Annotated in this window: 12 protein-coding genes and 1 pseudogene; 3 read left to right on the top strand and 10 right to left on the bottom strand. The window is 37.3% G+C overall.

Features of this window, described 5'->3' with window-relative positions:
• Positions 1-2 precede the first annotated feature (2 nt).
• Entirely contained in the window at positions 3-1,496 is a 1,494-nt protein-coding gene (locus MHH44_RS01490) for a phytoene desaturase family protein (protein ID WP_340797590.1), read from the bottom strand.
• A 748-nt stretch (positions 1,497-2,244) separates the two neighbouring features.
• On the opposite strand from MHH44_RS01490, the gene MHH44_RS01485 reads away from it, so the two are divergent.
• On the top strand, positions 2,245-4,332 hold the full coding sequence (locus MHH44_RS01485; RefSeq protein WP_340797589.1) for a sensor domain-containing protein: 2,088 nt from the start codon (positions 2,245-2,247) through the stop codon (positions 4,330-4,332).
• Positions 4,333-4,498: 166 nt separating this feature from the next.
• On the opposite strand, the gene MHH44_RS01480 is transcribed toward MHH44_RS01485, so the two are convergent.
• From MHH44_RS01480 to MHH44_RS01470, 4 genes and pseudogenes are all read right to left on the bottom strand, one after another.
• A complete protein-coding gene (locus MHH44_RS01480) occupies positions 4,499-5,431 on the bottom strand; it encodes a sensor domain-containing diguanylate cyclase (protein WP_340797588.1) in 933 nt (310 codons plus the stop codon).
• 501 nt (positions 5,432-5,932) lie between these two features.
• A pseudogene (locus MHH44_RS21165) lies at positions 5,933-6,139 on the bottom strand (terminase gpP N-terminus-related DNA-binding protein); the annotation flags it as partial.
• Between the two features lie 312 nt (positions 6,140-6,451).
• Positions 6,452-7,573 (bottom strand): N-methyl-L-tryptophan oxidase, encoded by a 1,122-nt coding sequence (gene solA / locus MHH44_RS01475; protein ID WP_340797587.1) that lies wholly within the window; start codon positions 7,571-7,573, stop codon positions 6,452-6,454.
• A gap of 1,111 nt (positions 7,574-8,684) precedes the next feature.
• Positions 8,685-12,995, bottom strand: coding sequence for an S-layer homology domain-containing protein (locus MHH44_RS01470; RefSeq protein ID WP_340797586.1), 4,311 nt, complete (start codon positions 12,993-12,995; stop codon positions 8,685-8,687).
• A gap of 703 nt (positions 12,996-13,698) precedes the next feature.
• Here MHH44_RS01470 and MHH44_RS01465 point away from each other — a divergent pair.
• On the top strand, positions 13,699-14,883 hold the full coding sequence (locus tag MHH44_RS01465) for a CaiB/BaiF CoA transferase family protein (RefSeq protein WP_014825028.1): 1,185 nt from the start codon (positions 13,699-13,701) through the stop codon (positions 14,881-14,883).
• A 46-nt stretch (positions 14,884-14,929) separates the two neighbouring features.
• Here MHH44_RS01465 and MHH44_RS01460 read toward each other — a convergent pair whose 3' ends face one another.
• The 3 genes from MHH44_RS01460 to MHH44_RS01450 all read right to left on the bottom strand — a co-directional run bounded on the left by MHH44_RS01460 (position 14,930) and on the right by MHH44_RS01450 (position 18,486).
• Entirely contained in the window at positions 14,930-16,387 is a 1,458-nt protein-coding gene (locus MHH44_RS01460; protein ID WP_340797585.1) for a Fe-S-cluster redox enzyme, read from the bottom strand.
• 173 nt (positions 16,388-16,560) lie between these two features.
• Positions 16,561-17,079, bottom strand: coding sequence for a hypothetical protein (locus MHH44_RS01455; RefSeq protein WP_340797584.1), 519 nt, complete (start codon positions 17,077-17,079; stop codon positions 16,561-16,563).
• 111 nt (positions 17,080-17,190) lie between these two features.
• Positions 17,191-18,486 (bottom strand): acetamidase/formamidase family protein, encoded by a 1,296-nt coding sequence (locus tag MHH44_RS01450; RefSeq protein WP_039967303.1) that lies wholly within the window; start codon positions 18,484-18,486, stop codon positions 17,191-17,193.
• Positions 18,487-18,736: 250 nt separating this feature from the next.
• Here MHH44_RS01450 and MHH44_RS01445 point away from each other — a divergent pair, with 250 nt between their 5' ends.
• Positions 18,737-19,090 (top strand): YbgA family protein, encoded by a 354-nt coding sequence (locus tag MHH44_RS01445; RefSeq protein WP_008407490.1) that lies wholly within the window; start codon positions 18,737-18,739, stop codon positions 19,088-19,090.
• A 60-nt stretch (positions 19,091-19,150) separates the two neighbouring features.
• Here the strand turns inward: MHH44_RS01445 and MHH44_RS01440 are convergent, their stop codons facing one another.
• Together MHH44_RS01440 and MHH44_RS01435 are read right to left on the bottom strand one after the other, a co-directional pair.
• Positions 19,151-19,933 carry an SDR family oxidoreductase gene (locus MHH44_RS01440; RefSeq protein ID WP_340797583.1) on the bottom strand — a complete coding sequence of 261 codons (783 nt, stop codon included), beginning with the start codon at positions 19,931-19,933 and terminating at the stop codon, positions 19,151-19,153.
• Between the two features lie 208 nt (positions 19,934-20,141).
• On the bottom strand, positions 20,142-21,260 hold the full coding sequence (locus MHH44_RS01435) for a nucleotide kinase (protein WP_340797582.1): 1,119 nt from the start codon (positions 21,258-21,260) through the stop codon (positions 20,142-20,144).
• Positions 21,261-21,286: the final 26 nt, after the last annotated feature.

Below are 21,286 nucleotides of genomic sequence, written 5' to 3'. Positions count from 1 at the left end.
GTCTACTTCAGCCTGTCTCTTTCGATTAGTTTCTTCGCCACCTGCTGCCCGCTAAGCGTAACCATTGGCATGCCGCCGCCTGGATTGACGGTTCCCCCGACGAAATATAAATTGTCATAACGTTCACTTTGCTTCGGATGTTTAAATCCTTTATTCATTTTCTTATCGGATATGGTTCCGTAAATTGCCCCGCGGTCTGAAGAGTACGTTCGTTCAATATCATGCGGTGTCCACATATCCTTTGTGACAATACTTTCTCTAAGTCTGTCCAATCCCATATTTTCCAGCTTGATTAATACCTTTTCAGCAAACTCGGTATACTCCTGTCGAGTTAGGGGCTTCTCTTGAAGGTGAGGAATATGTGGAAGAATTTTCAGATTCTCATGGCCTGGCAGTGCTTGTTTTGGATCAGTTTTATTCACATTCACTAAATAAATGACCGGGTCATCAGGAAGTTCATGCTTATCAAAAATCAGATTCATTTGTTTTTTCATATTGTTGGAGAAAAAGAAATTATGATGGGCAAGTTGCGGATAGCTATTTTTAACCCCTAAATGTAAAACAAGCCCCGAGCTTGCGGGTTCGAATTTTTTATCTAATTTATCGGTATAACTTTCTTTTTCTTCTGTTAATTGTTTGTACGTTGGGATGACTTCCATATTGGAAACAAAATAATCGGCAGTCAACTTCATTCCATCATCTGTATAGGCAGCTGTAATAACTCGTTTGTTTTTATCTAATTTCACGATCTTTTTCCCAAGATGGAATGTCACACCAATCTCCTCTGCTAACTTCACTAAAGCATTTGCTAAATTATGCATTCCACCAGGTACATACCAAATTCCCTGGGCATGCTGCATGTAAATCATCATATTTAGAACAGCCGGCGCATGATAGGCGGAAGATCCAACATATTTTACAATATAACTTAGCATATCCCGGAATTGCGGGTTCTTTATTCTTTTATCAATTGCATCAAACATTGTGGAAGATAAATCAAATTTCCGCAATGATTGAAACGCACCGTGATATTGGAGCACTTCCTTTAAATTGTCTAACCCTTGATTAAAGTACCCTTGCTCCGTTATTTCATATAATCCTTTAGAATATTCCAGTAGTTTTTTGTATTGTTTAATGTCTTTTTTCGTTAGAGAAGGATTCAAGTTCTCCATATCCTGTAAATTCTCATATAAATCAAGTGTATTACCGTCCGGGAAAAATGAGCGCCATTGATGCTCCAATCGCTGAACCGGAACATAATCGCTCATTTGTTTTCCGCTTTGCTGAAATAAAGTTTCGAATATATGAGGCATCGTTAGTATGGATGGACCCAGGTCAAAACCAAAACCATCCTGCTCCAAACGGTTCAACTTTCCGCCTAGATGATGATTCTGTTCGTATAGGTCAACATTGTATCCTTTTTGCTGAAGTGAGATCGCAGCTGATAAACCACCAAGCCCTCCGCCTATTACAATCACCTTTTTCTTACCTGACATATTGTTTCCCCTCCCCTTATCTTTTTGTTAATGCTTTAAACTGCCCTAACCGTCCATGCAATTGCACTTGCCATTCTTGCAATAACCAACTTCAATAATAATTATTTTTATTCATTTACATTTTCGTTTATCCTCATTTATGTAGGTGGATTGTTTTTTTGCTTCTTATCACATTTGTTTTGGTTTTAAAACATTATACATTTACAGTGATTCCTGTACAACCTTATATTGGACGAATTTTCTGTTTTTTATTTTCCTTATATTTATTTACCCTTCAGTCCTTGTTTTCAATCCTATATTACTGGACCTCATCGATTTTCCTATGTTCCAAATTAAAAAGTCTGAATTATTTTATAAATGCTATAAAAATCATCAATTTTGTATAACGTTTAAATAGAGATAACAGAGTAAAAAATGAAGCGGTTAAAATTCTATTAATTTTCAATTCGAATAGTATTCACAAACATTTTAAAATTAGCAATAAAGTAATACTCAGTGGTAATATGTGGTTAAATTTTCAATTGAAAGCGGTTAAATATAATTTTCTTAATATTTTTTTGGAATTATACTCCCAATATTATTAATTTTAATAAAACCTATAAGCCGATTTCCCTATAATTTCTTTCTTTTACGACAATTTTTGTGCTATATTTATCAATCGAGAGTAGAGAACTATAAGGTAATTTAGAGGGGATGAACTTTTAAACTATTGTGTTCAAATTATATAATATAATTATAGGAGCAAATAATGAATTTACCCGCAAATACTTTTAACATATTCAAAAAAAATATTAACAATACTTTCGGATCCATAAAAATTGGGATATGGGATTATGATGTAGTACAAAATAAAGGAGATTGGTCTGATAATGCCTATGAGATATATGGTATCGATAAAAGGGAGAATCCTTCTTTTCGAACTATGTATAGTATAGTCCATCCTCAAGATAAAGCAGTTTTCTTAGAAACATGCACGGACGCAATTCGTAATCGAAAAGAGTGTAATGTGGAATACCGAATTATCAGAAGAGACGGTTCCATACGTAAAGTTACAAGTTATGCGAATATACAACGAAACGAAAATGGAAAAGTAGTCCGAATCACTGGAACAACTGTGGATATAACCGAGCATGACTTTTTTAATCAGCAATTCGTTCAACGGATCGATGAACTTTCTAAAAACCTCGATATCGGCATTTGGTCCAAAGATATACACACAAAGAAAATGGAATTTTGCTCCGCTAGTATTGAAAAAATTACTGGTTACACTTCTAAAAATTTCACAGAGGACGGGGTAGCATGGACCGATCTCGTTTACAACGAGGATTTAAAGACATACTTAAATAAGCTAAAAAGATTAAATTTAAACAAAAAGGTAAACCATGAATACAGGATTCTTCATAAAAACGGAGAAATCAAATGGATTCGCGATGAAACGTTACCTGTTTTTGATATGGGGGGTGCCCTACGTCGTTTAAATGGGATTGTAACGGATGTGACTTCCCAAAAAAGGGCAGAAGAAAGAATAACATACTTAGTGAATCATGACTATCTAACGAATTTACCTAACAAACGAATGTTTGATGAAGAATTATACAAGTTAATGCACATGGTAAAAGACAATCAAAACTTAGAAGAATTTGCCGTCATGCTTTTAGATTTGGATGGGTTTAAACGCATCAATGATAGTTTCGGTCACACAATGGGCGACAAATTATTACAGATGGTGGCTTATCGGCTCCAGCAATGTATATCCAACGATGAACAAGCTATTGTTTCCCGGATTGGAGGAGATGAATTCTCTTTAATTATCCGCAATTTTGTTTCATGTGAGCAATTAGACAAAATGGCTCAAAAAATTATTGCTGTTCTAGAGGAACCTTTCTTTATTGAAAAAATAGAATTATTTATTACAGGAAGTATGGGGATTGCTCGTTTTGATAAATTGACCGATATTGAACCAACCTCACTATTTAAAAAAGGTGATATCGCTCTACAGAATGCAAAATCCAGCGGAAAAAACAACTATAAGGTTTATAATGAAACGATGGAAAAAGAAAGTTTGATAAATTATAATCTTGAGCGTGATTTAAAAAAAGCCATCAAGAATAAAGAATTATTCTTACATTATCAACCAAAAGTTGATGCCAAAACAGCGGAAATTGTTGGAGCAGAAGCATTGATCCGTTGGCAGCATCACAAAAAAGGGATGATTTCTCCAGGAGAGTTCATTCCCATTTCAGAAGAAAACGGATTTATATTTGAACTCACGGACTGGACATTTCGTGAAGCCTGTAAGCAGCTTAAAGTTTGGGAACAAATGGGTCTTCCTGTTGTGCCTATTTCAGTTAATATTTCACCAAGACGTTTTTTAAAAAGTAACCTTGTCGATGTTTTCTTTGAAATTATAAAAGAGACAGAGGTAAATCCAGAGCTGCTGGAATTGGAAATTACAGAAACCGCCATTATTGAAAACGATCAGATTTTCGTAGAATATTTAAAAGAACTTAAGAAATTAGGCATCAAAATTTCCCTCGATGATTTTGGGACCGGTTATTCATCGTTAATCTATCTCAAAAAATTCTTGATTGATACAGTAAAAATCGACCAATATTTCATCAAGTCTTATCTAACTGAAAATACATCGCCTATTGCTAAATATACGATAAAATTAGCACATGAACTTAATTTAACCGTTGTAGCAGAAGGTGTAGAAACAAATGAGCAATTAGAATTTTTACGCCAACACAACTGTGATCAAATTCAAGGTTATTTGTTCAGCAAACCTGTCATTGCAGAAGAATTTTCACAACTATTAGAGAAAAAATATTTATAGTTTATCGAGGATGTCTACTATCTTTGAAGAGATGTCCTTTTTAGATTTGATAACCTCATTCTTTTCTAGCTAACGATTATTCATTCAAATAGTTCGAGATTGAAATATTGACTCTATGCCCTCTCAAATGTTTCCTAAAGTAATATATTTATGAAACTCCCTATATTTATATATCATAATCTGAATACCTATAAAAAGAGTAATTATCCTTTCCTCTTGCCTTTACTTTATATAAAGCACTGTCAGCATTTTCTAATAGTTCATGTGGCGTTAGACCATCTTGTGGATAGAATGCCACCCCAATACTTGTAGTGGTAGTGAATATATGCCCTCTAATATACCAGGGTTTTCGAAGAAATTCATTAATTCGCTCAGCGATTAACTTTACATCATTTTTTTCTTGAATTTCGGGAAATAGCACGGTAAATTCATCGCCACCTCTCCTTGATAAAGTATCACTTTCACACAAACACTCTTCCACTCTACCTGCAAATTGTTGCAGGAGTTTGTCGCCTACTGCATGACCCAAGGAATCGTTGACTTGTTTAAAGTTATCTAGGTCCATATACATGACAGCCATTTCATGTCCGTAACACTCTGCTTCCTTAATGGACTGTCTTAAACGTTCCCGGAATAGTCTGCGATTCGGCAATTCGGTTAATGGATCATGATAAGCAAGATGCTTCAAATTTTCTTCATATCTGATTCTTTCCGTAATATCACTTGAAACTATTAGAATCTTTTCAAGAGTGCCATTCTCAGCAAAAATAGGTGAAGCTTTTGCTTCAAGCCACTTCCATTCCCTTCTATTGTTCCCATAGCGAAAACGAAACGTACACTCTTTATTCGTTTCGATTAGCCGTTTCAAACGACGAGCTACTATATCAGCATCATGAGGATGTAACCAATTCCCAGCATATTCACCCTGCAATTCTTCCGGATAAATTCCTAAAATGCGTGCATGAGACGCAGAGACGAATTCACAGCGACCTTTTAAATCAATAATCGAAATTAAATCTCGCATATTCTCTGATAAGATTCGGTAATTCTCTAGCATAGACTGGAAATCATGTTCTGTTTTGGATAATAACAAATCCATAGTGACTTTATACCTCCTTTCTTCTAACTTTTAATTATGTGCTTTGTTGGTTCAACTTTAATTATGCGCTGACAAATACTTCGATATCTGAATCTACACGATTTCTTTAACCATTTGTACAGAGTTTTAGTTTAAAGATGTTGATGAATATGTATGAAGTAGATCAGGAATTTTTTAAATTTATATCTTCAGAGTGTTGTACAATCATTGTATAAAGATTGTATAACATTTTAAAGGATAATATGTCAAATATCATCTATTAATAAAGCTAAAATTATTATCTATAAGTTGAACATTAGAACCTAATACAACGGCAGTCAATTACACCTTGTTTACTCTAGTTCTGCCAGCTGATTAATTGACGAACTGCGGGTATGATTTGCAGTGTACTCCAGAAAAAGAAATTATGAATCACACTGTCTTTTAACCATTTCCATAAACACTTCAATCAGATTCAACTGTGAAATACATGGTCGTAAAAAGACATGCTTCAGCCGATTTTTATGTGCCTTTAAGAGTTGTCATGATTTCAGCCAATTCAGCAAGTTGTTCAACTGTTAAACGAGGCGGTTTATCCGTGTAAATGCCTATGCGTAAGCCCGTAATGCTGTCTTTTTTGTAAGCTTTTATGTATTCACCGACAGTTGCTCGATTGCGTTGAATAATCGTTGCAATCTCAACATTATTTTTTCCGTTAGGTGCAAAAAATGCAGCTTGATAATTTCAACTAGTCGTTTCTCTTTTATTTGTCGCATGGCTAATCGAAGTTCTTTTAGTTGTTCATTTCACATTATGTCGGTTAGTCCTTTTATACCATAAATAGGTTAGTACCCTTTACCCACTTTGAAAGAGTTATAAACTTTTATTCAATTTATATAAACAGCAATAAATAAACACCTCATTCAATTGAACGGGGTGTTTTATTTCTTAACTTCCATTTGGGAACGTTATTAAGTTTATTTATGTATATGTTATAAATCCTTGTTGCACTAAAGCACTTTGTTCGAACCATAGTGTTCCTTATTCAGCAAAACGACTAAGGTTGAATAATGCTAAATCTTGTTTGCTTTCTCCGTAGATGGCTAACTCAGCCAACGCCTCGCCAACAGCACTGCTAAATTTAAAGCCGTGCCCTGAAAAGCCAGCTGCTACCATTACATTGTGATGTTCCGGTAAAAAATCAATAATGAAATGCTCATCAGGTGTCATCGCATATTTGCATGTTTTTCCAAACTTTAAGTCCCCTTGCTTTGGCATAAATTGAGATACAAAATTTTGTAAGTCCACTGCATCTTTGTCGTCAAATGGATGTAGTGGTTCATTTGGATTCACAACGTCGCCGCCATCATGCCGGCCCATTTTCAAGCCTGCACCGTCAATGCTCGGAAAACCGTAATAGATGCCGGAATTCAACTCAAAGCAATAGGCAGGAAATTGCGGTTCCCCATAAAGGCTCTCATCCGCTTCAAACCATGCAAACGTTTTGCGCGTCGGTGTAACGGGTATCGATACATCCATTGTTTTTAAAAGCTCTGTTGCCCAAGCGCCCGCCGTGACAATCAGCTGTTTGGACGCATACTCCCCTTTTTCTGTTTGTACAAATACCGTATCACCGGCTGTAATAGATTGTACTTTTTCATTCGTATGAAGGACTGCACCTGCCGCAAGCGCTAACTGTTTATAGGCCTCAATGCAGGCTTCTACTCGTAACACACCGGCATCCGGTTCAAAGCACGTCAAGAAATGATCCGGTAATGCTAAACCCGGCCACTTCTCCATTGCTTCAGCAGCCGAATAAGGTTCAATTGGTAAATTGTAAAACTCGGCACTAGAGACAACGTTTTTAATAAACAAACTTGATGCATCACCGATATTGATCACGCCTGTCTGTAAAAATAACTGTTTCTTCGCCTGCGCTTCAAGTTCCTTCCATAGTTCACCAGCCCTTTTTGCAAAAGGCACATAGCCAGCACCTTCCCCATAGGCAAAACGAATAATTCGTGTCTCTCCGTGGTGGCTTCCTTGCTCATGAGGCGGATTAAATGCGTCAATCATCAGCACATTTTTCCCGGACTTTGCCAAATAATAACCCGTTGCCATACCCATCGAACCTGCTCCAATTACGATTACATCATACAACATCTAAATCCCTACTTTTTTAGTGTATTTTAACAAAAAACAGAACAATAAACAATAAACTCAGAAAATTCAGATGATAAAGATGTTATCATTAGCATTTTGACTAATTATTTTTGACTAATAAAATAAAAAAAGAGAGATTCCATGTGAAAAGTTAATTACGATCCATACTTTTACACGGGGAATCTCCGGGTTTTTAATACCATTCGTTTGGTTCATCACCAAAAGTGTACGAATAAGCCTTCAAGAAAATTAAAATATCAGCTATTTCTACTATTCAACAAGATTGCTCTTGTAGAAGACTTCATATGTTATTAAGTTCTTAATGTATTTTCATTATAACAGCTCATTTAATCGAGCTTGTAAATCCGTAAATGCCACTAAGATTTCCTCAAAAGTTGGATTCTCTCCAAACAGCATGTTCTACATACTATCGTTTTCACTTTTCAGCCCTTTTATCGATGTTGCATCTGTCGGTACTAGTACAAGTTCATCGATTAATGCCTTCTCATACTGTGCCCAATTTAATCGGTAAAAGCGTTGCTAAAAATCAATAACCTTATTCTTTTCATCAATAGCTTCCCATACAATCGTTTTAGGGATAAATCAATGTGGAGGGGTGACGTTTAAAAAATTTATAATCTAGTTATTTATGCATTTAAAGTGCATTAAAATTAGCCTTTCTAACAAAAGAAGGGCTAGTAGTAAGGATACTGTAAATATATCCTCTCTCCTAAACTCATATAATAGTACTTTACTATATTTTACATATTTATTGAATTCAGTCACCGATGAAATTCGGTGATTCTTTAAGACCAAATTGCCATTCGATTGGCAGGGTAGCAAAAAGAAGTTGGCGCGTAAAGCTAGTGAAGGAGAGGCGTTTACAATTGTTTTCTGTGTTAATAAATTCATAAATAATTAGATTAATAGGTATAAGTATAGTAATAACCAATCTTTTCTTGAACAGAATCTTAGTTGCATTAAATTTTATAAAAGAAAAACTAATCTCCCTTCGCCTTCAACGTCGAGAGATTAGTTTCCATTTTTAGTAAATTATTTGTAATTTCAGTATTATCCACTTTTTTCAGAAGGATACTACACCATAAACAATTTATGGACTTACTATATATTTGGCTAATGCCCTATTACCATACTTGTCTTCAACAACAATAAATATAATATCAGTCGCGGTAAATCCTATATTATTAAAGAATTGTGGTTTAGCACGAGAATCAGAAATTTCTACAGTACCTTTCCCTTTAGCGAGCGTATTGATGACTGGAGCATCGCTATTTGGTCTGTCCACTGTTTCTATTACATCTCTTATAGTAAACTCATTTGAACCCTTTGTAACTACTACATAATAATAGTCTAACTTTTCGTTCCCTTCAAAAGTTGTTGTAGAAGGGATTGATATTGTTGCGGTTGCTTTCTTTTTATCAGTTACACTTGCGTATTCAAAATCTGAAATATTGATTGAAAAATCTCGATATATATACTGCCCAATTTTATTAATATCAAATGTATTTTTCCCTAAATAGTCATAAGTTGTATCTTTCATTTTAATATTAATAGATTGGGTTGCATTTGAAGTTCCTATAGGTTTAAATACTAATTTTGATTCACTAGTTGTATTTGCTCCTACTGAATAACTAACAAACTCATAGTTGCTATCTAAATTTCCACCTGTGAAATTGTTAATGTTTTCGAATAATTCTGTCAAATTGTATAATCTAGTATTTGGAATTATGGATTTATTATATTTATCTAATGTTTTTTGACGCATTATTGTTTCGTTAAATGTAATAGTAAACGTTTCACCATCAATATTCTTTCTAATCACACCATTATTTCCAATATAAGGTGCCACTCCATCCGTATAAGCATAGCCAATCATTTGATCACCATTTGGTTCATTTTGCGACGGTGGATTAGTTTGGTCATTACTATTACTACGTTGGAAGATTGTAAAGTTACCTGTCTTCCCTTTTGTATCATCGGCAGCAATATAGAACCCGTATTCTTGGTGCACATTCAACCCATTTATATTAATATTTGAGTTAATTCCTTTATTGAATTTAACCTTTTTCAAACCGCCTGCTTCGTTAGCCAGTGTAGTAAAGGCTGTTCTTTGCGCATCGGAACTTGTTGTAGGATATATATTTGGAATCGGCTTTAATACAGCCTCGCCGCCTACCATTTCGAAGAACTTACTATTTAAAATATAGTCCCCGTCCCCATTTAAAATATATTTCCTCACAGGAATTACTAATAAATCTCCAGCTTCATCTGCAGTAAAACTAATTGTAACACCATCATTTGATTCTTGTTGGGTCACCACGTCCAAATTTGAAATCAACGGTGCTTTAGAATCAGCAACAACTTGCATACTTACAATTTCATTTGCCACTAAACCCGCTCTGTCTTTTAATACCATATAGACCGAGTAACTCTTGAATGGATTTAGACTATCAAAATCAATATTAATTGACTTTGAATTTAAATTTAATTCTGCCGGGCCAAATTGATTTAATAGATTGCCAGTATAATCCTTACGCCCTTTTTCACCAAACTTTGTTGTTGCATTAATATTTTTAGATTCAAATTCATCAACAAAGTCTCGTGGAGTGATTCCTTTTCCATTAAAATCGTAACCATCTTCCAAAATCATATAGTAGTAAGTACCAGCTTTAGATGCTTCGAATTCAACTAAATTCCGAGTACTTTCAATCACTACTTTTTTGATTTCCATTTTAGGAATTTCATTATCGACATGCTCATAGTATGCTTCGTTACGCGGTGCATTTTCAGTTGAAGGGAAGCGATCGATATGCTCGAATTCATTTTCAGCTAAATCCAATACATTTTTTGATACAGTTACACGAATTGTATCGCCTTTTACTAATGCATTGAGAGCGGGAATTGTTAGCCTAACTTTTGTACCACTTACTTCTACTTTCGAAGGATTTATCGTTTTTTGTCCACTAACATTTAATATCCCCGTACCTGACAACGAGTAATTATTTTTATCGAGAGCAGATTCAGGATCTAACTGCTCAGATACAGTAAACTCAAAAACCCCATTCTTTTCGTCTATTAATTTTAGTTCCGCATTATTAGCTACATATGGTTGGCTTAAATCCGGCACTGCTGTCTTAATTTGCTTAGCCTCTACTAAACGCATTTTGTTCCCCGTCAAATCGACCATTACTGCATACACGACATAATCTGTACTTGGTTGAACTGGATTTAATCTAGGAGATGTACCATATTCTCTCACTTCAAATACTTGGTCTCCAGGTTGCGCGACTTTTCTGCTTCCCGTTTTATTATTGATGACATAGTCCACCGTTATATTTTTATCAATTTCTTTTTCTTGACGTACTAAATAGAAAATTTCCCCGGGCTCGCTCATCTTGTCTATTGTAAATTCAAAACGTTTACCACCTGGTTTCGCATCTAGCTTAGAAATACTGAATGTCGGTGGCCGGTTATCAATTGTCGAGAACTCCTGCTCTTCCTTCTCTGAAACATTGTCCGCATCATCAATAACAATCGCATAAATGACATAGTCCGTCATCGTTTCCAGGCCGGATACCGTAAATTTCACAGGCTCGTCCATTACGAGTGGGCCATTGCCGTTATATTTTGTACCGCCTGTTTTAATCTCGCTGATCGATGGCGCTTTTTCATTGGCCTTTTTAATGACATAGTAGTACGTTCCATCTTCATCGGCTGTTAATGTCACATCGGCTGTCGATCCGCCTGCTGCAACATCCAGTTGTGTAATGGATGGGGACGTTACATCTGTTATAATCGTATTTTCCACAGGGTCACGATCAACCGGTTTTCCGTTTTCATCCTCTACATAACCAATGTTCGGATCATCGATTTTATAATCGTCAAACACATCATTTACTGTTTTGTTGTTTGGGATAATCGCTTTAGAAATATAGGCATGTGTACCAAGATTCGTAAAGCCGTTGCTTGATGTAATGTAATAATAATCATACGTGCTGTCTGTATTCAGATACACATTTTTCAATGTATTTTTGTAGACATATTGAATATCATGTACGCCATAAATAGAGACATTATAGTCTGTATCGATATACATCGCTTTCGGGCTTGCATACAGCTCCATATTTGCAACATTTCCCTGCACTGTCATCCGGTCGATATCATAGTTGGCCTTTAAAAATGTTCGGTCCGCTGTTACATATAGTTGACGTATATCGGAGTTTTCAAAGTCCACATATTTCTTTACATTGGCCATACGTTCTGTGTACTTTTGCAAATGGGGCGGCTTTGTCGGATCAGGCTTTTCCTGCAAATCCTCATTTTCACTAGGGTTCAGGAAATCCTCATTATCCGGATTATTTGGCTTTCCCCAGTCGATAAACGATGCGAAGCTTCCTAAACTTGCAATACGTACATTTTCCAATGCGCCAAGCGAGCGTCGTGGTGCTTCCGCTACTTCCACACGTCCTGTAAAATTGATATTTTTGAAGCGTAAATAACTGCCATGAATGACAAGTTCCCCTGCAAAAGAAGAATAGCCCCCATCAAGCGCCAGTAAACGCGAGGAAGTTCCGCTTGCATTGATTGTCAGCTTCGAAATGTTTTGAAGGGTCTTTCCTGAATAGCTTCCTTCAATGTAAGCACCTTTTAATACATTTTGATTTCCCGCATTAATAATACTGCGTAAATGGGATGCCACCGTGTACGCGACACCGTTTATGTATATTTGATTCCCTACAATATCCCCGACTGTGTAGACAGGATTGCCGCGGTCCGCTTTTTCCGCACGCCAAATAAATGTCGCCATCTGTCCGCGTGTTACGGTATTGAACGGATCAAATGAAACAGGCGTTTTCCCTTTTGTTACATTCAAATCGTAAAGTGTCTGTATAAAATACGCATTGGCATTTTTATTTGAAACGTCCTTGAAACCGTGGTTAAGTTTTGTTGAAATGCCAAACTTGAAGCCGAGTGTTAAAATTTTCGCCATTTGACCACGTGTTATCGGCTCTTTTGGTTTAAAGGTTTTATCTGAATAGCCATTAATGACACCAGCCTCTGCCAATGCGGCGATATAACGGTAATTCGGATTATTTACCGTCACGTCTTTAAAGCCCGGATTTTTTGGATTTGTTGTATTTACATCAATCGTCAATGCCAGCATTTTTGCGGCATCTTCACGAGTAATCGCTGTATTTGGTTTAAATGTGCCGTTTGAATAGCCTGTTGCAATCTTACGGTTGGCTAAATCGATAATCGGCTCATAATAATCTGCATTTGGATTTAAATCACTGAATGAATAGGCGTTTGCCTGATGGGGCATTGCCACTAGCACACCGCTTGTCGCCAAAACCGTTGCGACCGCTGCCTTCGAGAGTTTTTGTGCTTTTTTCGAGTCCATGTTAGAAAATCCCTCCCTTTTGAAATGTCGTAACATGTTCAATCTAGTAAAAACTTCTACTCTTTATATCGGCTAGCGGTGTGCAAAACTGTATGAAATTTATGGAGTTTTTCATTTTAATTCTGGATTTCTATATTTGAACAAAAAAAGGAACGACCCTGCTCCGACTTAAATGTCTAAAGCAAAATCGTTCTTATAAATAAATAGCCAACCATCCATACTTTACCCTAGCTAAAAACTTTCTAATCTTTAATAGGGTTTCTATACTAGTTAATATTCACTAAACTTATATTTTATTCCTCATTAGGGCTATTTTTTTTTAAAAAAGAATAGAGAACAATCTATGTAAGTTTGTTTTTTCTATATTTCTGCACAATTTGCTTATTTTCGCACTATAATTTTCAGAGTATTTAAAATATAATGGATAATAGAGAACGAGAAAATAAGGGGACTCTTTTTCTTATATTTATATTTTATTGAAAGCGTTGGCGTCATCTGCTATTTTATAAGCTCTTATTTTGGCGTTGGTTCTACTTTTCATTCAGAACTTTCCACTTTGACACCAATGCTTTCTACTTTCACTTAATTTGATTCAACTTTTGCGCCAAAAAGTTCTACTTTCCGGCAAAGGGTTTCTACTTTCCACACTTAACATTCAATATTTCTTACAAAAACAACTGTTCAACACATAAGGGGGATGGGTATGACTATTTTAAATGGGTTAAAAGTTTTGGATTTTTGTTCGCTATTACCGGGACCGCTTGCGTCAATGATGTTTGCAGATCTTGGGGCAGATGTTATTCATGTGGAATCAGAGCGCCGTGTTGATTTAATGCGGATTATGCCGCCGTATGATGAAGATAAGGAATCTTACTTCCATCAGCATTTAAACCGCTCAAAAAAATCTTTGCAGCTCAATTTAAAGTCTGCGGAGAGCATTGAAATTATTAAAAAGCTTATCCAAGATTATGACATTGTCATTGAAGGGTTCCGCCCGGGTGTGATGAAGCGTCTTGGAATTGACTATGAAACATTGCGCGAATTCAATCCGCGCCTCATTTACTGTGCGATTACAGGCTATGGACAAACCGGGCCATATGCAACACGGCCAGGCCATGATAATAACTACTTATCAATTGGCGGAGTGCTCAATCATTCCCGTTTAAAGGATAAAAAACCTGTTGCAATGGGAATTCAAATCGCGGATATTGCCGGCGGGACAATGCATGCTGCTGTCGGAATATTAGCGGCTGCTTTTCACCGTGAAAAAACAGGCGAAGGGAAATTTATTGATGTCTCGATGACCGATGCGGTGTTTTCTATGAATGCTTTATATGGCACACAATATCTCGGAAGCGGCCGTCCGCCTCAGCCAGAAGAGGAAATTTTAAACGGCGGAACATTTTATGATTACTACCGTACGAAAGACGGGCGCTATTTTTCAGTCGGCAGCCTGGAGCCTCAGTTCCGTAAACTGCTATGTGAAGCGCTTGGCATTCCGGAACTGATCGACAGCACATTTAATGACTCCTACTATACACAGCAACGCTTTAAGGAAGCGGTTACCGATGCGTTTTGCTCGAAAACATTTAATCAGTGGCTAGAAATTTTCAATGAAGACTTCCACGGATGTGTGGAGCCCGTTCTTACATTTGACGAAGCTTGCGAACACCCGCAAATAAAAGAAAGGAATATGCTTGTAGATGTTCAGAAACCGGATGGATCCTCGCAACGCCAAATTGGAACTGCCCTGAAAATAAGCGGAGTTGAGCCGACTTATAAACATGTCGGGGCAAAAATGGGTGAACATACCGAGGAAATTTTAGCTGCATATGGCTATAGTAAAGAACAAATCGAGCAACTAACCAAAGCAGGGGTATTACAGTAAAATAAAAAGGTGAGGCATGCATCGGCATTGCTTCACCTTTTCTTTTTTAACATAGAGCTACACGGCGCTCAATAAATAGGCGCAAATCTTGGAAATGATGCGGTATAATCAAATATTTCTTATAGACCGCTAATAGTTTCTCCACTAAAAGATCTTCTTCTGCCCAAAACAGTATTTTCAACAAATTGCAAATATGCTGTGATGTCATTTCAGCAACACGATAATAAGCGCTGCCTTTTTTTAAATATTGCTGTTGCCAAATAATGATCGATTCCCTGATATTTTGTGGCGAACCATCAATGAATAGAGCAATATCGCGTTGAACAGTCGCTTCGATTATATGTAGCATCGTTTCCGTTTCATCGGCATGCAGCAGCTGAAATACCGCTGTACATGACGCGAGCTCATTATTTTTCAACAGCTCCATCCCAAGCCCAAACTGCTCCTCTTTTACAACACTATTAATCAGTTCATAAAAGACATGCTCCAAGTAGTTTTCCCGGTAATCTTTCACAAGTGTATCAGGCTGCGGGTTCATGCTGCTCAACACGTCAGCATATTCAACGACAAGTTCAATCGCATGATTATTAATCCGCTCTTCTTCAATTAAATACATACCCTGCAGTAAAATACTCCGATAATCTCTTTTATAAACCGCCTCCTGAAATAACATATAGCCAAGCAATGTTTGCTCTTTCATATTTAATGCAAACTTTCCGGTCGACCAATTTTCCAGTAATGCGTGAATGCATTTTCGAAGCTTCAGCATATGACGTCGTCCACTTGTAAAATGCGTTCGGACATTTAATAGATGCAGCTGCTTTACTTCATCAGATTTCGGATTTTCATAATCAATCTTTTGTACGAGCTTATGAATAATAGTTGCAATCCGATTTGCCGTGAATTGTCCCGCAAGCAATGTTTTAAAATGTCTCATTAATTCAACGGGTCTTGTAATGTTCCTTAAGGGTACTTGTAAAAACAGTGAATAAATCTTCTTCGCCCCAATTATTTTCCAGTACTTTTCATTTACAAAATAAATTGGTTGCACAAAAAATTGATTGTTTACTTTGTACACATACATTTTCTCAAGTCCTGTTTGTTGACGAGATACAGGAACAGGTTTTGTATAAATAAATTCAATCAGCTGGTCAAATGCCACTTCCCCTTGTGTATGTAAAAATGAAAATAACGCTTTTCTGTTTTGCTGCTCGGCAAAATACTGCTTCATTTTTTCATTCACTGTATTCGTCTCGTGAACTGAATCATTACTATATAATTCTAGTTTACCCCAATATTTTTTGATTAACTGAAAGCAAAACCTCTCTGCACAATCCTGTTCCAACAAAAATTCATTACTTTGTACAGGTGCACCCCAAATTGCAGTTTGTTTTACAAATAGAAAATCTTCCTCCAAAGCTTGCTCTAGCTTTTTTCCTGTTTGTCCGTCCGTCCGTTGAAAGAGCTGCTCATCAAATGAAAGCAACAACAAAGATCCCTCCATATATTCCACCTTATTTCTATACAAAAATATACCAAAAAATAATTGTGTATGTAACGTTTTAATTTTTTTACTTTTCTTGCACAAAAAAAGCATATCGTTTCATTTGTTCCAATTCGTATGAAATATTGCTTAGAACATACAAACTGATAAATAGAAAACGATATGCCTCTTCACTATTCATTATGCATAATAGAGGTCACGATAATTTTTGATGGATTGGCTTGCACTGGTTTACTTTTCGTTGCACGGTCATAAAAAATGAACAGCATCTTTCCTTCCAAATCTTTCTGATCAACGCGCTTTCCCACCAAATCCACAATTTCCGTTTTTTCATTAACATGGAGTTTAAGCTTCAGCTGATCACAGTAAAGCACCCGGTCAAATGCACCGACACATACCTCGCCCTCTTTATCAAACTGATCAAAAATAATGAGCAATGGTGTCGTATGTGGCGGGGAAACCATTGGCAACGGATTTCTGGAATCAATAAAGGCAATAATTTTCGCCTTAACCGGAATGGCAGATGCCCCAATTTGGTATCCGTCCTTTGTCATTAAAGGCGTTTTTGATGTAATTTGGAATATGACTTTCTTATTGCCGTCTTTTTCACTTATTGCTTCAATAATACCAATACCGGACTGAACGCTAATCGAGATGACAAGAGCTTCTATCTTCTTGATCAATGGCTGCATCGCTTCATCCCCTCTACTTTTCTAGTAATTTCCTAATTCCCGAAAAATAAAGAACAAAAACTTATCTAATTAACTATGATTTTACTGCTTTTTACGACTGATCAACGAAATTCAGTCATACTGGCGTTTAATGGTTTTAAACAGTCTCGCTTTTTTCAGAAGTGTTTTCGGCATCTGAACCGTAGCCGTCACAACACCCGGGTGCCTTCCTATTTCAATTCCACCGGTAATGGTTGCACGATTTCTCACTTCTTCCACTGTTAGCTCAAATAATTTTGCTGCTCGATCGAGTGCATTTTCTGTAGCCACGTTTAAGTTAGCTCCTGTTCCTACTATCGACAACGGGAAACTTTCCTCAACTTGCTTCACACCGAATTCTTCAGCCAACTCACGTGCAATGCGTTTTTCTTCTTTCGTAAAAGGTTTTGCAGTATAAGGCAAATCCTCTACATTCGGCAGCAGAATTGGACCGTCCAAATTTACTTTTTTCAATACACTTACCTGAAGCTGTACGATACCCGAGACATCTGTCGTATGTCCGGCAATTTCTCCATCACCCTGCATTGCATGCATATCTCCTACGTATACACCGCCACCAGGAACTTTTACAGGGCAAATGACAACAGCCCCTTCACGTACACGATTAATATCCATATGTCCATCTGTACGGTGAATATTCAGCTCGTCTTCGGTCATCGTAAATTCATGTGGTGCTCCGATTAAAAATGTTCCGAAATCACCGGCATTATGAGAATCCGGCATTGCTTTTGATGGCGTTGTTCCAAGCTGTCCAACAAACGGACGCATTCTTGCAAGCACTCCGATTAAATCACTCGGAGCGAATGAAGTAATTGGATTTTGAACGGAATTTTCCGGAGTTCGCATATAGTTTTTGCTGTCTTGAGCAATCCGGCGTGCAGCCTCTTTTCCGACCGTTAATCCGACATTCCCTTTTGAATTAAATGTCATCGTATAGCCGTTTGAAATTTTAAATGGTGTTGTATCCGTCCCGCATGTCATACATTTTACCGATTCCTGACCGATACCCTGGACAATTGTCGGCGGATGGAGCTTCCCGCACCCCGGGCATTTCACTTTCACAAAAGGATCTCCGATAAAACGTTCATTCTGAGCTTCGTCTGTTCCTGAAGAAGTCGCAATCGATGTCACTTGAATCGACTTAATCTGAATAACAATTGCATCTCCGACTTCCGCACCTTCCACATATACCGGCTTCGTTACTTCATGTCCTCCGCGAATCGTCGGTGTAATCATTGGGCCCCAACAGCCAGGAGCTGTATTGGCAATAATCGTCCCCCCATCTTTTAATGGTCCTAACATCGGTGCATTCGGATTTAATACACCATCTGTAAATTCATTGACGAATATTGTTTCAGCAGCCTGAATGACTGGTTTTTCCCGGTATACCAACTCTCCTGTTATTTCTCCACTCACTGATGTTAGTTCATTTACCATCGGAATCCCTCTTCCCCTTTAATTTTAAGTAAATTCAGTAAATTTTGAAGCTATCTACATTATACAATTTTTTACACTATAAGTTTGGTTTGCCTTTATATAAAAGCAAAACTTTTCTCTATCTTATATAATGTGAACAACTAGTACATTATGCAAAAGTGGAACGGGAGGAGAAAATTTTATGGATCAGAAGAAGACGGAAATCCTTTGGCGTGAGGAAAAGTATAATGTGATGTTTCACAGCCAAAATTACTATAATGCAATTCGACAGGCGATGAAAGACAAGGGCGCTTACGAAGAAATTTCAGCGCTGATCGAACAGGCATTAAACTTAACGCCAACAGAAGGAAGCATGCGCAATGCTTGCCAACATATGTGGGGCTATTTTAAAAAGGTTGCAACCGAAGAAGAGAAAAAACAGTACGAACAATTGATACAAACAACAAGCTTCAGCGAATTATTAACCTTTTTAAGACAATTGGCAGAGAAATATGGAGTAACATATTTACTGGAAAGCCGCGTTTTGGAGCGTTAAAAGAGGGAGATTAATGAGGATAAAAAATCCCCTTAAAGATTTTTTTAAGGGGATTAATAATTAATATTTATAAGACTGCCCACCGTCAATTGGAATAACTGCTGCGTTGATGAAGTCCGCTTCGTTTGATAAGAGGAATGCCACTAAATAACCGACTTCTTCCGGCTTACCGAAACGTCTCATCGGATTCGGCTTTACAAACTCCTTACCGACTTCCTCCCAGTTATCGCCACCCATTTGGCGCAGTGATCCTTCTACCATTGGGGTCATAATTGCACCAGGGGCAATTGCTTTAATCGAAATCCCGTATTGGCCGTATTCAATCGCCGAGTTGCGCGTTAAACCGACAACGCCATGCTTACTTGCCGCATAGCCTGACTGGTTACCCACACCACGGATCCCGCCAACCGAAGCCGTATTGACAATCGAGCCGTATCCTTGCTCCTTCATTACTTTAAGCACATATTTCATACCATAGAAGACACCGTTTAAATTGACGGATATGACTTTATGAAATTCTTCAATTCCGTAATCACCAGTTAAATTTTGCTTTCCTTCAATTCCTGCATTGTTAAAGAAACCATCAATTTTGCCGAACTTCTCAACCGTTTGATTGACAAAATTTTCGACTTCGCTCTCTGTAGCTACGTTTGCTGTCACTAACAATGTTTCAGCATTCGGTGCCACTTCTTGCACTTTTTTCTTTGTTTCATCCAGTCCAGCCTGGTTTAAATCAACGAGTACAAGCTTTGCGCCTTCCTTTGCAATTTGCAATGTCGCAGCTTGTCCTAATCCCGAACCTGCACCGGTAATAATTATAACTTTCCCTTCAAAACGATTCATGAGTTGTCCTCCTTTGTTATGAAAAGCTCACCATCAGCATACAGTATTTTCTGTTTGAGTAAAATTTATAGCCCCTAAAGAATTTAATATTCTGTAAACTTTTATGTTATTTGGAAAAAGTATTTATAATATAGGATATATCATCACAAAAGTGAGGCATGGACCCGATATAGATTCGAATCCATGCCTACTAAAAATGTTATTTAAATCAGAAAAGCTCAAAAAGCCCGGCTGTTCGTTTATTGAATTCATCTAAGTTGATAGCAGCATCTACTGCTTCACGTACTTTCCTTTCTTGTTCTGCGTATTTTGCTGCAAAATGTTTTGCACCTGCCATCGTTGCTTTGTACTTTTCTACGATTGCTTCAATATTCTTTGCTTCTACTTCTGTCGGATGACAATGCTGAGCAATATCGAAAATTTCATCACCAGGACGATTTCCATCAGGAAAATACACGTGCGGCTCCGTACTGTCAAAAATACAGAATTTCAATTCAGGGATAATGACCATATCAATCGAATTGGAATCCAGTCCGCACCAAACGAGTTGTACATCAAAGCCTCTGCTTATCGCTTCATTGGCTAATTTCTTCATCATCGAAGATTTCCCTGTTCCGGGATACCCTTTAATAAACAATCTCTTTTCAAGGTTTTGCGTAATGCTTTGTACTGTGTCTTGCGCTCCTGTTGGGGTTAATGTTCCGAGTAAGCGATGAGTAAGCTGGCCGGATTTCTGCCGATTCGTTTCGCCAAACAGATCGTTCGTCAACTCCGCAAACTGCTGATCCAACCCGCTCCATTCCATTTGCTTTCTCGTTTCGACTTCCCAGTCATCATGAATGTGAATAGCATCTGCAAGCTTGGCGAAGCATTGGTCATAATAGGCTTGTTTCGATTCGTTTACCGAAGACAAATTTCCATACAATGAAATGTATTGTTCATCCAAACAGTCATTCAGGGAAATGACATGATCCCGTATCCCCGGCAGTACCGGTTCTATTGACGGGTTTGTCGCTTGAACAATTAAAATCTGATGAGGGGCTTGAATATAAACAGCCTCGACCGTATTTTCAAATAAAGGATCATGGAAAAGCTCAATGTGGGCACCTTTTTCACAGTAATGAGAGCCAATTTTCTGCAGTAACTCAGAAACTTTGAAACCGTGTGCTCCCTTTAATAAATACACAGCTTTTGCTTCATCCATTAGCTCTTTATAAATATTTTTAATACCCTGCCCTGTCATTGCCTGGCCGAAGAAATGTTTTGTCGTGCTAATAATGTCATCCTTCCATAACCTTGTTAACCTTATTTTTATGTTAACCGGCAAGAAAAGTTGCCATATACATTTTTACC

The organism is Solibacillus sp. FSL K6-1126, assembly GCF_038003445.1.
GTDB classification, from domain to species: Bacteria; Bacillota; Bacilli; order Bacillales_A; family Planococcaceae; genus Solibacillus; species Solibacillus silvestris.
This window is presented reverse-complemented; position numbering and strand designations above follow the sequence as displayed.

What these genes read in the sequence shown, in the direction of transcription:
- MHH44_RS01490 (WP_340797590.1), bottom strand. Translation starts at nt 1,496, where the DNA reads ATGTCAGGTAAGAAAAAGGTGATTGTAATAGGCGGAGGGCTTGGTGGT.
- MHH44_RS01440 (WP_340797583.1), bottom strand. Translation starts at nt 19,933, where the DNA reads ATGAATCGTTTTGAAGGGAAAGTTATAATTATTACCGGTGCAGGTTCG.
- solA (WP_340797587.1), bottom strand. Translation starts at nt 7,573, where the DNA reads ATGTTGTATGATGTAATCGTAATTGGAGCAGGTTCGATGGGTATGGCA.
- MHH44_RS01485 (WP_340797589.1), top strand. Translation starts at nt 2,245, where the DNA reads ATGAATTTACCCGCAAATACTTTTAACATATTCAAAAAAAATATTAAC.
- MHH44_RS01470 (WP_340797586.1), bottom strand. Translation starts at nt 12,995, where the DNA reads ATGGACTCGAAAAAAGCACAAAAACTCTCGAAGGCAGCGGTCGCAACG.
- MHH44_RS01460 (WP_340797585.1), bottom strand. Translation starts at nt 16,387, where the DNA reads ATGGAGGGATCTTTGTTGTTGCTTTCATTTGATGAGCAGCTCTTTCAA.
- MHH44_RS01480 (WP_340797588.1), bottom strand. Translation starts at nt 5,431, where the DNA reads ATGGATTTGTTATTATCCAAAACAGAACATGATTTCCAGTCTATGCTA.
- MHH44_RS01445 (WP_008407490.1), top strand. Translation starts at nt 18,737, where the DNA reads ATGGATCAGAAGAAGACGGAAATCCTTTGGCGTGAGGAAAAGTATAAT.
- MHH44_RS01465 (WP_014825028.1), top strand. Translation starts at nt 13,699, where the DNA reads ATGACTATTTTAAATGGGTTAAAAGTTTTGGATTTTTGTTCGCTATTA.
- MHH44_RS01455 (WP_340797584.1), bottom strand. Translation starts at nt 17,079, where the DNA reads ATGCAGCCATTGATCAAGAAGATAGAAGCTCTTGTCATCTCGATTAGC.